The following is a 14531-nucleotide window of genomic DNA, read 5'->3' on the forward strand; positions in this document are numbered from 1 at the left end:
AGTAAATACGCAAGGAGTTGCGGGAAACCGCAACTTTTTTTCGGTGATTATGAGCGGAAGATATATTACAATAAAAACAGATAAGCGGTGATGCTTATTGATCTCAAACCATTTGCGATTGGTTGTCGTAAATGGGTCAGTAACTTGTTACTGATGAGTGTAATGAAAAGAATCTTCCCTCTCAGAAGAACTTTTCAAACAATTTATTCCCTCACTCAAAAGTTAACCAGTCGTCTCTTTTGGCCAATGCTTCCTATGAAGCATTGGCATTTTTTTGTCTTTTATTATTCCGGCTTTTTATAGGTGATCATAAACTCCTCGTCTGTGAGATAAAAGTCGCGATTCGGGCGGCGCTGTAACAAATCATGTTTTTCCAGCTTATAATAATTTATCCGTTTAAAAGGGTCATGATCAATGACAGGAAGTTCCTGAGTCTGTTTCATGTATTGATCCACGGCATATTGAACGAGGTCCAGATCCTGAGCTAAGTCAAGGGCGTCTTCTTCGAACAGTTCATAAGTTTCTCTGGACATATAGTAGTTCTTCTCCGGAAGTCCCTCGAGATATGGCGCCAGCAGGTCATAGTCCAGTGTCAGGTCCTGATTGATGAGGACGCTCAAGGGAACATCTCCTGGTTTGTGATCAGCGAAGGCGTGGACGGCCTTGCGGACATCATGGATCGATAAGTCACGGACTTCCAATGTTTGTTTTCTGCCGGCTTGTGAAGGTTTCTTTTTACGTTTCCACATGAATAGTCTCCTTTCTTTGAAATGGAGGGAATGAGGTGCCTGTGATGAAAGGTCAGCCTGAACTTGAGGTGTTTACACTGCTCAATCCGGATTTCGGACAGAAGGGGGAAGAAAAGAAAGACGCTTACCCCGAAGGCAGCGGCTGTTAACTGTAGTATAGCAGATATGGATATTTTTTTGAGAATGTTTAGACTTTTTTCTTAGTTTTTGGTAAATTGAAGAAGAAAAGCGGTAAGATCGACCTGCAGGGAGAGTTACCGCTGTCTAAATGAGAAAGGGTGTTTGTGGATGACGCATGTGCAGAAGAAAGAATATGAAATCAACCCGAAGACGATGGCGCTGGTTGCTGTCCAGCAGGATAATGGACAAGTCTTTACTGAAGTTGTGGAGCGGGAAGAGCGCTTTTATGTGCACGCGGCTCCCAGTACGATCGTGGATGATTCCTGCCGCTATTTCGCCAGCAGTCTGGACGGGCGCATGGCCGGGACGAAACAACTGACAAGCTACACACATAAACCTCCGATTGTCATCTCCGAAGCGATGGGTATTTATTTCTTCCCTATTATTTCCCCGAAACGAAAAGAATGCTCCTGGGTCGCCCACAAATATATCCGGACCTTTAACGGTGAGCGAGATAAAACGACGACGGTCCATTTCGGACAGGGCACATCCGTCAATTTTCCTGTTTCTGACGGGATGTTTGCCAACCAGGTACAGCGCACGGCTCATCTGCGCGTTATTCTCGAAGACCGTTTTCGTGATGGGCCGGCTGCCTCTGAGCGACGGGCGGACCGGATTGCTGAGACCTTTTCATAAGCTCAAATAGAATGTTTTCCACCTTTTTGCGGATGGCCGGGTTGAAGTAGTTCCGCTTTTCCTCATAGCCGTGGGCAAGGAATAGAAAAGACGTGAAGGAATCATTGCGTCCGGACTCCACAACCTGGATCTTCATGGCATCCATCTGTTTTCTCAGCTCTTTTCTTTCCTGGCGCGCTTCCAGCTCCATTTTACCGAGCAGCTCCATGTACGGCTCCTTTATTTTGAATTTCCCCTGTTCCACGTGTTTCCGATCCTGCCTGATGACTGTAACCGCCATAGATAAAAACAAGTAGCGGGAAGCGAGATCCAATTCTTTCTGTTTTAAGTACCTCATGTCATTCCCCTCCGAATACGAACAAACGTTCTTGTTCTGTATTATACCACGCAGACATCCTTTTTATGCAACCTGTTTTTTGAAGAGGTTAAAAGTGGCAGCGGGAGAAAGAAACGGAAATCTTGATTAAACAGACTGGGCAGAGGGGATACCTATCCTATAAAATAAAAAGAAAACCCCTCTTCATAGGTGTACATAAGGAGCTTCATCATGGATGCTGTATTTGAAAAAATCAATCAATGGCGGCATTTAGCTGAGAACGATCAGCTGTTTGATTATATCATCCGCCAGCTGGAGGAGCTGGATCGCCTCGGTCCGCTTCCCGGCATTCTTCTTCCCCTGCTGGAAGCTTTTCTTCCTGTTCTCCCCTTAGTGGCCTTTGTGCTGGCCAATTCGGTGGTGTACGGGCTGTTCCGCGGATTTTTATATTCCTGGATCGGCTCGGTGATCGGTGCGGTCAGTGTTTTTCTTATCATCCGCAGGCTCGGGGATAAAAAGCCGTTCCGCGCCATTACAGAACAGAAGCAGGTGAAACGGGTCGTCGTATGGGTGGAGGAACACGGTTTCGGGCCTTTGTTTCTGCTGATGTGCTTTCCCTTTTCGCCTTCCGCCGTCATCAATGTCGTTTCCGGTTTGTCCAAAGTCAGCCGGCAGCAGTTTATTCTTGCTGTTCTATTAGGAAAATCGGTGATGATCTTCACCATCTCCTATGTCGGCTCAAGCATTGCCTCATTCGCCCAGAATCCGGTGAAATCGATTGTCGTCGGTATTTGTATTCTTCTATTCTGGATTCTCGGAAAATATCTGGAGGGGCGGATTCAAAGGAAGGCGGAGCGGAAAGTGCGCCGCGACGATTAAGTTCGTTCCATTGCGGGTAAAATGTGGATAGACCAACACATGGAGGAGCAGACCATGAAAAAATACCTGAAATGGATACGGACTGTCCTGCTTGCCCTTCTGCTGGCGTTTGTTTTCCGTTCCTACTTATTTGCGAGTTATGTCGTCGATGGGGAGTCTATGGAGCCCACCCTGTATGACGGCAATCTTTTGATGGTGAACAAAGCGGTGTATGACTGGAGCGAAATAGACAGGCAGCAGGTCATTGTGTTCCATGCTAATGAAGATGAAGACTATGTCAAACGGGTCATCGGCATTCCTGGTGATGAAATAGAGTTTAAGAATGACCAGCTTTACGTGAACGGTGTCCTTATGGATGAAAGCTACCTTGATGATCTTCGTCCCAGTGACGGCCTTCCTTTTACGGAGGATTTTACACTGGAGGAAGTGACAGGGTCCACAACGGTACCGGAGGGGCAGTTGTTCGTCATGGGGGATAACCGCAGAGACAGTCTGGACAGCCGCTACTTTGGTTTTGTTTCGGAAGAGACGGTTGTCGGGAAAGTGGATGTCCGCTACTGGCCGTTCAGTCAGGCTGGAATACAGTTTAAATAGCTGGGAAACGGCTGCAGCGAACTTGGGCAGGAAGATCATCTGTCTGCCCTGTTCCTGTATACGTCCCTGCAGAACCTTCCACATGCCTTTGCGCAATGGGGGGCTCAACAAAGGGGATCATCTGTATAACAGATGATCCCCTTTTTATTTTTCAACAGGGGGAAAACACAGGTGGAGGAGAATCCGTTTCGATCCTGAAAGGAATCAGCCCTTCCGCTCCTGTGGGAAAAGCCCGGCAGGATGATCTTCCCAGAGGAGACTTGGACGTTCGAAGAGGGTCTGTGCTCCTGAAAGCACTGAAGCAACAAAGACTTTCTATACAAGCTCTTCCTTTTTGCAGAGTCGCGGGATTCTTCATTTGGTGGGGAAAAGTGATAAAATAGAAGCAGTATGGAAGAAAGAAGGGAGCGGAAAAGATGGGTCTGCGTTTTTTAATCGGCCGATCGGGAGCGGGAAAAAGTACGCGCTGCCTCGATGAAATCGAGCAGCGTCTGCAGGAAGCCCCGCGCGGTCCGGCCATTGTCTATATTGTGCCTGATCAAATGACGTTCCAGCAGGAATACGGGCTGCTGAAACGCGAAGGCATGCAGGGATCGATCAGAGCCCAGGTCTTCAGCTTTTCACGCCTCGCCTGGCGTGTGCTTCAGGAGACGGGCGGGGGAACGAGGAAGTTTATCAGTTCAACAGGCGTTCAGATGATGCTGAGGAAAATTGTAGAAGAGCGCACATCCGACTGGCGCGTCTTCCAGAAGGCTGTGGAGAAGCAGGGGTTCATTGCTCAGCTGGAAGGAATCATCACCGAATTCAAACGGTACCGGATTACACCTGATGATCTTCGTTCCCAGATGGATGCGTTGGAGCAGTTCGTTCATTCCACCAGTCAGGAAGAAGGACTGAAGGAAAAGCTGGACGATCTTTTCTATATTTACGATAAACTTGTAGATGCTCTAAGAGAGCAGTACATAGACGGAGAGGATCAGCTTCAGCTTCTATCTGAAAAAATCGGGGAAGCCGGTTATTTAGAAGATGCGGACGTCTATATTGACGGTTTTCACAGCTTCACCCCACAGGAATACGGGGTCATCGAAGCGTTATTGAAAAAGGTGAAGAACGTCCACGTCACTCTTACGACCGAGAACCCGGAAGAGACAGGGAATTCAGAGCTGGATTTGTTTTATGAGACGAAACAGACCTACCTTGACCTGAAAAGGACGGCCGAGGAGGCGGGCACGACAGTTGATGACGTGGAAGTGCTTGATCATACTGCGGGCCGGATGAAAGATAACCCTGCCTTCCTTCACTTGGAGGAGTATTATGATGTGCGCCCGGCTGAGACTTATCCTGATCAGGCCCCTGTGACGATTGCGGAAGCCGTCCATCCGCGGGCGGAAGTTGAAGGTGTCGCACAGAAAATTCTTGAGCTTGTCCGCGACCAGGGCTATCGGTTTAAGGATATGGCGGTGTTGATGCGGGAGCCGGATGTGTATCACAGTTTGATTGAGACCTTGTTTGATGATTATGGTATTCCTGTGTTTATTGATGAAAAACGGACGATGCTCAACCACCCGATGATTGAACTGATTCGTTCGGGACTGGACGTCGTGGAAGGAAACTTCCGTTATGATGCGGTGTTCCGTCTGTTAAAGACCGGATTTATTCCAGCCTCCCATCCGCGCTGGCCGCTGACGGAGGATGCCATTGATGAACTGGAGAACTATGTGCTTGAATACGGCATACGCTCCCGAAGTCAGTGGTTTTCGGAAGAACCTTGGGTATATCAGCGGTTCCGCGGGTTTGAGCAGGCGTCCAAGACAGATGAGGAGAAGGAAAAACAGGACCGGATCAACGCCTACCGGGAGCAGGTACGCGAGGCGCTGCAGTCCTTCGATGAACAGCTGCGTGCGGCAGAGTCTATTGAAGGCAGAGCAGGGGTGCTGTATAAATGGCTTGAAAACCTTCGTGTTCCAGAACAGCTGGAAACGTGGCGGAACGATTATGATGAACGAGGAGAGATTGAGCGGGGGCGTGAACAGGAGCAGGTGTGGGACGCATGTCTGCAGCTGCTGGATGAAATGGTGGAAATGGCCGGAGAGGAAAAAATGTCGCTGCAGGTCTTCCGGAAAACACTGGACAGCGGGCTGGAGGCTCTCACGTTTGCCCACGTTCCTCCGAGCATGGACCATGTCATTATCGGAAGTGTGGACCGTTCCAGGATGACTGGCATCAAAGCCGGATTCCTGCTCGGTGTGACGGATGGGATGTGGCCGATGAAGCCGCCAGGTGACGGAATGATCTCCGAACAGGAGCGCTCGCTTCTCGCTGAGCACGGATTGAAACTTGCCGACGGAAGCAGCCGGCAGCTGCTGGACGACCGTTTTTACGTGTACCTTGCTTTGACGATGGCTTCTGAGCAGTTATGGGTGAGTTATCCGTTGAGCAACGAAGAAGGAAAATCGAAAGTGCCTGCGCCGCTCATTCAGCGGATCGAAGAACTGTTCCCGCGCTGCGCGGAGCATGAATTGTGGCAGGAGCCGGATGATCTCCACGATGCACGCCGGTTTATTACCAATCCGGCAAAAACACGATCAGCGTTGACGGCCCAGTTTTCCAGATATTTAAAAGGGTATATGATGCAGCCGGTCTGGTGGGAGCTGCTCAACTGGTACATCGATCATGAGCCGGCCCACGGTCTGACGAACCGCGTGCTGCAAAGCCTCTTTTATCGAAATCAGCCGGTCGATTTGAAAGAGGAAACGACAAACCAGCTGTTTGATAAAAGGCTGAAAACGAGTGTCTCCAGACTTGAGACGTATCACCGCTGTTCCTACCAGTACTTTGCCCAGCACAGCCTCAACCTGGAAGAGCGGCGTACGTATAAACTGGACGCCCCGGATATCGGGCAGTTGTTCCACGAAGCGCTGAAGCAGATTACCGAATGGATCAAGGAGGAAGGGCGCGATTTTTCCCAGCTGCAGCGTCCGGAGACGGACCAGTATGCGGAACGGGCGACAAGCTACCTTGCTCCAATCCTGCAGAACCAAATATTGAAAAGCTCCAACCGCTATCAATATATTCAGAAGAAGCTTCAGCAGGTCATTGCGAGAGCTGCTTTCGTCCTGAGTGAACAGGCCCGGAAGAGCAGCTTCTCTCCCGTTGGCCTTGAGCTTGGTTTCGGGACGGAAGGTGCCGAGCTGCCCCCGTTATCTCTTGATCTGCCGAACGGCTATGAACTGATGCTGCGCGGACGGATTGACAGGGTCGACAAAGCTTTGTCTCAGGAAGATTTGTTTCTTAGAATCATTGACTATAAATCAAGCAGCAAAGGCTTGAACCTCGTCGACGTTTTTTATGGCCTTTCTCTGCAGATGCTCGCGTATCTGGATGTCGTCCTGACGAATGCGGAGCAGTGGCTCGGCATGAATGCTTCACCGGCGGGGGTCCTGTACTTCCACGTACACAACCCGATGATTACCGGGAAACAGCTGCTGCAGGATCAGCAGATCGAAGAAGAAATCTTTAAGAAATTCAAAATGCAGGGGCTCCTGCTGGAAAATGAACGCGTTGTCCAGATGATGGACACGGGTCTTGACAAGGGATACAGCCAGATTGTCCCGGCGGCTCTGAAAGCGAACGGAGGCTTTTACAAGAGTTCAAAAACGGCCGATGCCGAACGTTTTGAACAGCTGAAAGCCTATATCCGCGATTTGATGGGCCAGGCAGGGACGAAAATTACGAATGGAACAATTGAACTGGATCCCTATCAGAAGAAACAGCAGGTCGCGTGTGAGCACTGCTCGTTCCGTTCCGTCTGTCAGTTTGATCCGACCCTTGAGGGGAACGAGTACCGCAAACTGCAGGACTTGAACGATGACGATGTGTTGGCACGACTGGCTGGAAGAAAGGAGAATTCATAATGGTCAGCTGGACAAAAGAACAGGAGCGGGCCATTTACTCGCACGGCTCCGATATCCTCGTAGCAGCGGCGGCTGGTTCTGGAAAAACGGCCGTCCTCGTTGAACGGATCATTCAAAAGCTGCTGCATAAGGAAAATCCCGTGGACATCGACTCCCTGCTTGTTGTGACCTTCACAAACGCAGCCGCTCAGGAGATGCGGAACAGGGTCGGACAGGCCCTTGCAAAAGCCCTTGAGGACAATCCGGGCTCCCATCACTTAAAAAAGCAGCTGGCTCTGCTGCAGAATGCGTCGATTTCAACGCTGCACGCCTTCTGTATGGACGTGGTGCGGCGGTATGCCTATATGCTGGACCTTGATCCCGGCTTCCGTATTGCGGACACAGTAGAGGCTGATCTTATCCAGCAGGAAGTCCTGGAGGATCTGTTTGAGGACTGGTACGGCAGAGATGGAGAAGAGCAGGAACGGTTCTTTGACGTTGTGGAACGGTTTTCCAGTGACCGCAGCGACCTGGATGTGGAGAAACTCGTGCTTGATCTTTATACGTTTGCCACACAGAATCCGTGGCCGGACCAATGGCTCGATCAAATGGCAGCCATGTATGATGTGCGGGAAGATGAGGAAGAAGAAAAGCTGGTGTGGCTCGACCTGCTGAAACAGGAAGTATCCAGCCAGCTGAAGGCGATGGAAACCGAGGCCCGGCAGATGCTCGATCTCACCAGGGAGCCGGACGGCCCGTATGCATACGGAGAAACCGCAGAAGGCGATCTTGAACTCATCCAGCAGGCGAAGGGGGCGCTGGCCCATTCGTGGTCTGAGCTTCAGGCGTTCATGGAAGGACAGAAATTCAAGGCTCTTTCCAGAAAGAAAATGGACGCAGATGAAGAGAAAAAGGATGAGGCGAAGAAAATCCGCGACCGGTATAAGAAGCGGTGGAATGAGCTGAGGGACGAGTGGTTTTCCCGCACCCTGGAAAGCTATCTGAAGGATATGAAGGATCTGTATCCGGTCATGGAACAGCTGGTCATCATCGTTAAGGACTTTAAGCAGCGCTATGAGCAGTTGAAAAAAGAAAAGGCGATCGTCGACTTTTCCGATCTGGAACACTACTGCCTCAATATCCTCCTTGATGATTCCGCCTCCTCTGAGGAACTGGCAGCTTCGCCGGTGGCGGAGGGCTTTCAGCGCCAGTTTTCTGAAGTGCTGATTGATGAATATCAGGATACCAACCTTGTGCAGGAGACGCTGCTCCGCCTGTTGACCGAAGGAAAAGACGCCGGTCATCTCTTCATGGTGGGCGATGTGAAGCAGAGCATTTACCGCTTCCGCCACGCCGAACCTTCGTTGTTTTTGAATAAATACAAGGCTTACGCTGCGGATGAAAGTATGGGGGAGCGTATCGATCTCGCCCGGAACTTCAGAAGCCGGAAGCAGGTGCTGGATGCGGCGAACTACATTTTCCGTCAGGTGCTCGACGAAGAAGTCGGGGAGATGGAATATGAGAAAGAAGCCGAACTCATTTACAGCAACACGATTTATGATGAACTGACTTCGGATGATACCGAAGCAGAGCTTTTTGTTATTGACCGGGAGTCCCAGGAGGGGGACTCGGAAGATGACGAAGCCTACAAAGATTTGGAAAAGGCGCAGCTGGAAGCACGAGCCTACGGAAAAATGATCCGGCGATGGCTCGGGTATGAAGGCGGGGAGCCTGCTCAGGTCGTCGACAAGGAGACTGGAACGAAGCGGTCGATCCAATACAGGGACATCGTCATTTTGATGCGTTCCATGACCTGGGCTCCGACAATCGTTGATGAACTGAAACAGCAGGGGATTCCGGTTTATGCGGAACTTTCAACCGGATATTTTGAAGCGATCGAAATCAAGGTGATGCTGAGTATGCTGAAGGTCATTGATAACCCGATGCAGGATATCCCGCTAGCTTCGGTATTAAAATCGCCGATTGTCGGACTGGATGAGGATGAGCTTGCGCAGATCCGTCTGGCGAAGAAACGCTCGACCTACTATGAAGCGATGCAGGCTTATGTGGGAAACAATGAGCTGGATCGCAAAGTGGATGATTTTCTCAAATTGTTGAAGAGTTTCCGCGAACGGGCGCGCCAGGGAGCGCTGTCAGAGTTGATCTGGGAGATTTACAGAGAAACAGGCTATTACGATTTTGTCGGTGGTATGCCGGGTGGACGTCAGCGTCAGGCCAACCTCCGTGCCTTGTATGACCGGGCCCGTTCCTATGAAGCAACGTCCTTCCGGGGATTGTTCCGTTTTCTACGGTTTATTGAGCGGATCGAAGAGCGGGGCGATGACCTCGGGGCGGCCCGTGCGCTCGGTGAGCAGGAGGACGTTGTCCGGATCATGACCATTCACAAAAGTAAAGGGCTGGAATTTCCGTTTGTCATTCTCGGAGCTGTCGACAAGCAGTTCAATATGATGGATTTGAAAAACCGGTACCTGCTTCATAAAGATTACGGGTTCGGTACAAGATATATTAACCCGCAGAAGCGGCTCATGTATCCGACACTTGCCTATCACGCGTTGAAAGAAGCGAAGCGCAGGGAGCTTCTGGCTGAGGAAATGCGGGTCTTGTACGTGGCCTTGACGAGAGCAAAGGAAAAGCTTGTTATGGTCGGAAATGTCGCTTCTTTTGATAAAAAGCAGAAAAAGTGGCAGCTGGCGGCTGATGTCAAGGACTGGGTCCTTCCACCACATGACCGGCTCGAGGCAAAGTCGTACCTTGACTGGATCGGTCCTGCATTGATCCGTCACCACCAGGCAGATGAGCTCCGTGGAGGAATAGAAGTGCAGACCGCTGAATCCATCCAGTATGACCACTCGCAGTGGAAGGTTCATATCGCCCACGGAAGTGAGTTCAATGTGCTTGACGAAGTGATGGAAAAGCGGGATGAAGAACTGCAGACGGCGGTTGAGGAGTGGACGAAGGTGGACGTGGAAGCCGATGTGGATCCTTCTTATGTGGAGCGGCTGAACTTTGTCTATCCTCACGAGCAGGCCGCTTATACGAGAGCGAAGCAGACAGTAACGGAAATAAAACGCCAGCGGGAAACGCTTGATGAATACGCCGGCGACCAGCTGGTCATTCCTTACCGCGCCCCGATTGTCAGGCGCCCGCGTTTTATGCAGGAAGAGAAAAAGCTGACAGCAGCGGAGCGGGGAACAGCCATGCACACCGTCATGCAGCATCTTCCTTTGACAAAAGTATGGACAGCAGCCGAAGTAGAAGAGTATGTGGAACACCTGGTGCTCAAGGAAATTATGCGCCGGGAGGAAGCCGATGCGGTGGATCCCGAAGCGGTCGCGCAATTTTTCCATACGTCTGTCGGGGCCATGGTGCTGAAAGCAGAGACGATTGAACGGGAGATCCCCTTCAGTTTGACGCTGCCGGCCCACGAAGTGTATGCCAAGTGGGAAACAGAAACAGAGGAGCAGGTATTCATCCAAGGGGTGATTGATGTGGTGATTCCTTATGAGGATGGATGGATGATTCTTGATTATAAATCTGACCAGATTCCCGAGCAGGGAGAGAAGGCCGCACAGAAATTGGCCGATCGTTACCGGATGCAGCTCGGGTTATATAAAACGGCTCTCGAAAAAATCTGGAAGCAGCCGGTACGGAATACGTGCCTGTACTTCTTTGATGGACCACTCGAGGTGGAGGTGGAGACCGATGGAGGGAACGTGTGAGCTGTGTGGACGCTCGCCCGTGAAAACGACGGAGCATCACCTGGTTCCAAGGCAGTACGGTGGTGTGGAAGGACCGACGATTTGGCTGTGCGGTGCCTGCCATCGTCAGATTCATGCACTGTTTACGAATGCGGAGCTGGCTGGTTTTTATCACACACCTGAACGCCTGAAGGATCACCCTGCCATGCAGAAGTATTTGCGATGGGTGAAAAAGCAGGATCCGGAAAAGAAAATAACGACGAGAAAATCCAATCGAAGGAAACGTTGAAAAACCGGGGACGCCCCCGGTTTTTTTCTGTCTGAAAAAAAGCAGCCCCTGTTTCCACAGGTGCCGCTTCAGGCGTTGGCTGTAATATTCTGGTCGGCAATGTCCGGATCAAAGGGGTTCGTGGAGCTGAGTCCATTGTTGGTAATAATCCAGTTGCCAGTATTCAATGCTCCGGATCCGGCATTTGTTTTGGACGTCGCTTTAGGAGATAAATAAAACGAGTCTCCGAAGTTGACGACCCCACCTCCTACGCTGTTAATGCTGATCGGACCGACAATCGCAGGCATAGCAGTGCCTCCTTTTCATGTACGGTTCAAGCCATATACCAACAACCTATGCAGTCGTGCAGGTTATGGTTCATCCTTTAGGATTCGGAAGTGTTTCGTATAACTGAGCGCATCGATATGGTCGATCCCGCCGGTTTGAAAAATCCCCGCCGTTGATACACCGACGACTCTTACGTTATGGATGATGATCGGATTGTTTTGAAACGTGAACGTTTCTACATTCAGAGGAAGGGGAGGGGGAGGGCTTTTTAAAGAGAAAATGGAAAAATCATCAAACTGAAATACGTCTTCTTCGAACGCAGGTCCTTCTTTCTGCACAGCCAGCACGCGCGAATTTGGCGAAGCTTTATACACATCACCGATATCAGCGATGGAGCCGATCGCAAGCGATTGAATTTCGATATCGTTCGTATAGACCATCCGTTTAATCATCGGCCGGATGCTCATCCTCTCGTTCTGTTTCTAAGCCGGCATCGGCTTCAGCATCCACTTCTTCGAACGGTCCGATAATCAAAGATTCCGGTGGCGTATCAAAAAAAGACTGCAGACGTATGGTTTTGTTATCACCGATCAAGAAGACTGAAGAGGCTGCGACCCCTGTAACATGGATGTTTCCTACATGCAGCCCGTAATTGTGGACGATATGATTCATCCTTGACCATCTCCTTCGAGGTTATCGAGATACTGGGCAATGGAATGCTGAATCTCCGCCTTCACTTGATGGAAGATCTTCTCCGGCGGTGATTCCGGGTTTTCACTCCGGTAATATTCAAGACGCTGAGGCAGCTGCTTCCTTATGTCGGCAATCATCCGCTCTTTGTGAGCGTCGGAAATCTCCCTTTCATGATCCCGGCAGTACTGGTTCATCCAGCCGGGAATATCCGAAACCATATATTCGTGCAGAAAATGAAGGGACTGCTCATCCGTTTGAGGCAGTTGAGGATGCTGTCCCTGCCCGTTGTATAGATCCCCGATGTCGGAAAGGTCGCTGCCGCCCGGGGTCAGACCAATCTGAAGCGTTCCTTCGAGGGTTTCAATTTTAAGCTGATCAAAGTGGTACTCAATTTTTTCAATGACGGTTTTTGCAGGGGGTTCTGCGGACTGGAGTTGATCGATTTTCTTTTGCAGCTGATCAATCATTTGCTGCTGCTGTTCCATCTGCTTCATCATCTGGTCCACCCATGCCTGCCAGGAATAATACGGGTTCAACTCCACTCACCTCCCTGTACCATCCTATGAAAAAAAGAGGACAGCTATGTTATCGAAAGAGGGACGAGTGTTCCAGGTCCGAATTCAGGGATAGATACCTCCCCGTCTTCCGGCTGCGCTTTCTTTCCAGGTGCCGTGTATCCACCGGAATTGTACAGTTCTGATTTTGACTGAATCACCCCGGAGCTTCCAATTTGAACGACGGAAGAGTTGGCGACACTGCCGATTCTCAATACGTGAATGTAAATCGATTGATGTACGGTTATGTTCATAACATTCCTCCTACGCATTCCCTATAATAGGCTGATCGATATTTTCAGAGTCATTGACGAACGTATCCGACCGGTTGATGTGGATGCGGATGCCGTCGCCAGTGTTGAAGGAACCGCCGCCGGCAAAGGTCTTGGCGGCCGCTTGAGGCGCCATATAGTACACATCACCGATATTGAAGATGCTCGAAGACGAAAGAGAGATGACTTTGACAGCTCCTACTTTGGCAGGCATAGAAAAACTCCTTTCTATATCTTATGAAACCTCGTTGTTTAAATAACGTAAGAAAAGTAAAATAAAGGTCAGAGGAGGAATACATATGAATACAAAAGCGTCTCCCCTCGGGGATTCAGGAAGGCTGAACTGGATTGATGCCGCCAGGGGCCTGGCGATCCTCGGGATTTTCATGGTGAACGTCCCGGCCTTTAACGCCCCGTACTTCCTATACGGCGGGCAGGAGGAATTCTGGTCCTCTTCGGTGGACCAGACGGTTCAGAGTATCGTGGATATTTTCTTCCAAGCCAGTTTCTACACCTTGTTTTCCTTTATGTTCGGGTTTGGGATTCAGATGATGAAGGACCGGCTCGAGGAAAAAGGGATTCCGTATATGCCGGTCATTTACAGACGGCTTTTCGTTTTAACTGGTTTCGGAATGGTGCACGCGTTTTTAATCTGGCACGGAGATATCCTGCTCAGCTACGGGGTGCTCGGGCTTATCCTGCCGGTCTTTTTTCAAGTGTCTCCCGGATTTCTGCTTGGCTGGGCATTCGGTCTGCTCGGGATTCTCACGCTTCCTTTTACGCTTGCCCTTTACGTGACCCGGGGACAGTTTCAGGGCTCTGTGAATCGTCCCGCGATTGAGAGCGCGTTGAGCCATTATGGGAATGGTTCTCTGTTTGATATCTGGCAGCAGAACCTTACAGACTGGCAGTATGCCAATGCCATCGGCAATCTTCCATTTTTAGTGCTGAGTCTTGTGCCGATGTTTCTATTAGGCATGTATGTGTGCCGGAAGCGGTGGCTTCATGAGCCGGACGCCCACAGGAGTACGATCCTTAAGGTGTGGGTGGTTACAGGCATTCTGTTTGTCACGTTGAAAGCCGGTCCTCACTTCTATGGGAATCCGTTGTGGTTCGGCCTTATGCAGGACGGTGCCGGGGGCTCTGCTTCCGCTATTTTTTACGTCTTATCTATTACTCTATTGTTCCGCACGGAAATGGGTGCCAGACTGGCCTCCCCGTTGGTATGGGTGGGACGGATGTCGTTGTCCAATTATATTCTGCAGTCCGTTTTCTGCTTTGTGCTGTTCTATTCCGCCGGCTTCGGGTTGTACGGTCAAGTGTCGCCTGCAGCAAGTATGGGGATTGTTATCCTGTTTTACATCGTTCAAGTATTCCTCAGCCGGTTCTGGCTGAAAAACTACCGGTACGGTCCGTTGGAATGGCTGTGGCGGACGCTCACCTACGGACAGAAGCAGCCGAATAAACGCCGGAAAAAGGCGGTTTCTTAA

Annotated in this window: 15 protein-coding genes; 7 read left to right on the forward strand and 8 right to left on the reverse strand. The window is 50.4% G+C overall.

Annotated elements, in window-relative coordinates:
- Positions 1-284 precede the first annotated feature (284 nt).
- Positions 285-749 carry a DUF3939 domain-containing protein gene (locus tag ACXAJH_RS15770; protein WP_474967821.1) on the reverse strand — a complete coding sequence of 155 codons (465 nt, stop codon included), beginning with the start codon at positions 747-749 and terminating at the stop codon, positions 285-287.
- A 288-nt stretch (positions 750-1037) separates the two neighbouring features.
- Between ACXAJH_RS15770 and ACXAJH_RS15775 the strand changes: the two genes are divergently transcribed.
- Positions 1038-1565 carry a competence protein ComK gene (locus ACXAJH_RS15775; protein WP_474967822.1) on the forward strand — a complete coding sequence of 176 codons (528 nt, stop codon included), beginning with the start codon at positions 1038-1040 and terminating at the stop codon, positions 1563-1565.
- On the opposite strand, the gene ACXAJH_RS15780 is transcribed toward ACXAJH_RS15775, so the two are convergent.
- Complete coding sequence (locus ACXAJH_RS15780) at positions 1486-1902, reverse strand: YhjD family protein (RefSeq protein WP_027956510.1); 417 nt, start codon at positions 1900-1902, stop codon at positions 1486-1488. The two genes, ACXAJH_RS15775 and ACXAJH_RS15780, sit on opposite strands and share 80 nt — an antisense overlap.
- Positions 1903-2112: 210 nt before the next feature.
- Between ACXAJH_RS15780 and ACXAJH_RS15785 the strand changes: the two genes are divergently transcribed.
- From ACXAJH_RS15785 to ACXAJH_RS15805, 5 genes are all read left to right on the forward strand, one after another.
- Positions 2113-2760, forward strand: coding sequence for a TVP38/TMEM64 family protein (locus ACXAJH_RS15785; RefSeq protein ID WP_474967823.1), 648 nt, complete (start codon positions 2113-2115; stop codon positions 2758-2760).
- A 54-nt stretch (positions 2761-2814) separates the two neighbouring features.
- Positions 2815-3354 (forward strand): signal peptidase I, encoded by a 540-nt coding sequence (lepB, locus tag ACXAJH_RS15790; RefSeq protein ID WP_474967824.1) that lies wholly within the window; start codon positions 2815-2817, stop codon positions 3352-3354.
- A gap of 416 nt (positions 3355-3770) precedes the next feature.
- Positions 3771-7268, forward strand: coding sequence for a helicase-exonuclease AddAB subunit AddB (addB, locus tag ACXAJH_RS15795; protein ID WP_474994516.1), 3498 nt, complete (start codon positions 3771-3773; stop codon positions 7266-7268).
- The gene (addA, locus tag ACXAJH_RS15800; protein ID WP_474994518.1) at positions 7268-10987 is read left to right on the forward strand and encodes a helicase-exonuclease AddAB subunit AddA; all 3720 of its coding nucleotides are present in this window, start codon (positions 7268-7270) and stop codon (positions 10985-10987) included. Before addB ends, addA begins: the two co-directional genes overlap by 1 nt.
- Positions 10971-11255, forward strand: coding sequence for an HNH endonuclease (locus ACXAJH_RS15805; protein ID WP_474967827.1), 285 nt, complete (start codon positions 10971-10973; stop codon positions 11253-11255). Before addA ends, ACXAJH_RS15805 begins: the two co-directional genes overlap by 17 nt.
- A gap of 68 nt (positions 11256-11323) precedes the next feature.
- Here the strand turns inward: ACXAJH_RS15805 and ACXAJH_RS15810 are convergent, their stop codons facing one another.
- The 6 genes from ACXAJH_RS15810 to ACXAJH_RS15835 form a co-directional block, all read right to left on the reverse strand.
- Positions 11324-11542, reverse strand: a complete 219-nt coding sequence (locus ACXAJH_RS15810; RefSeq protein WP_027956504.1) for a spore germination protein — start codon at positions 11540-11542, stop codon at positions 11324-11326.
- A gap of 63 nt (positions 11543-11605) precedes the next feature.
- Positions 11606-11974, reverse strand: coding sequence for a spore germination protein GerPE (locus ACXAJH_RS15815; RefSeq protein WP_474971862.1), 369 nt, complete (start codon positions 11972-11974; stop codon positions 11606-11608).
- Positions 11967-12194, reverse strand: coding sequence for a spore gernimation protein GerPD (locus ACXAJH_RS15820; RefSeq protein WP_474967829.1), 228 nt, complete (start codon positions 12192-12194; stop codon positions 11967-11969). Before ACXAJH_RS15820 ends, ACXAJH_RS15815 begins: the two co-directional genes overlap by 8 nt.
- Positions 12191-12751 (reverse strand): spore germination protein GerPC, encoded by a 561-nt coding sequence (gene gerPC, locus ACXAJH_RS15825; RefSeq protein WP_474971861.1) that lies wholly within the window; start codon positions 12749-12751, stop codon positions 12191-12193. Before gerPC ends, ACXAJH_RS15820 begins: the two co-directional genes overlap by 4 nt.
- A 44-nt stretch (positions 12752-12795) precedes the next feature.
- On the reverse strand, positions 12796-13023 hold the full coding sequence (locus ACXAJH_RS15830; protein ID WP_474967831.1) for a spore germination protein GerPB: 228 nt from the start codon (positions 13021-13023) through the stop codon (positions 12796-12798).
- A 10-nt stretch (positions 13024-13033) separates the two neighbouring features.
- Positions 13034-13255 (reverse strand): spore germination protein, encoded by a 222-nt coding sequence (locus tag ACXAJH_RS15835; RefSeq protein ID WP_474967832.1) that lies wholly within the window; start codon positions 13253-13255, stop codon positions 13034-13036.
- Positions 13256-13340: 85 nt separating this feature from the next.
- On the opposite strand from ACXAJH_RS15835, the gene ACXAJH_RS15840 reads away from it, so the two are divergent.
- Positions 13341-14531: a DUF418 domain-containing protein gene (locus ACXAJH_RS15840; protein WP_474991341.1), complete on the forward strand. Its 1191-nt coding sequence runs from the start codon at positions 13341-13343 to the stop codon at positions 14529-14531.

Source organism: Halobacillus sp. ABD4_316 (genome assembly GCF_056161385.1).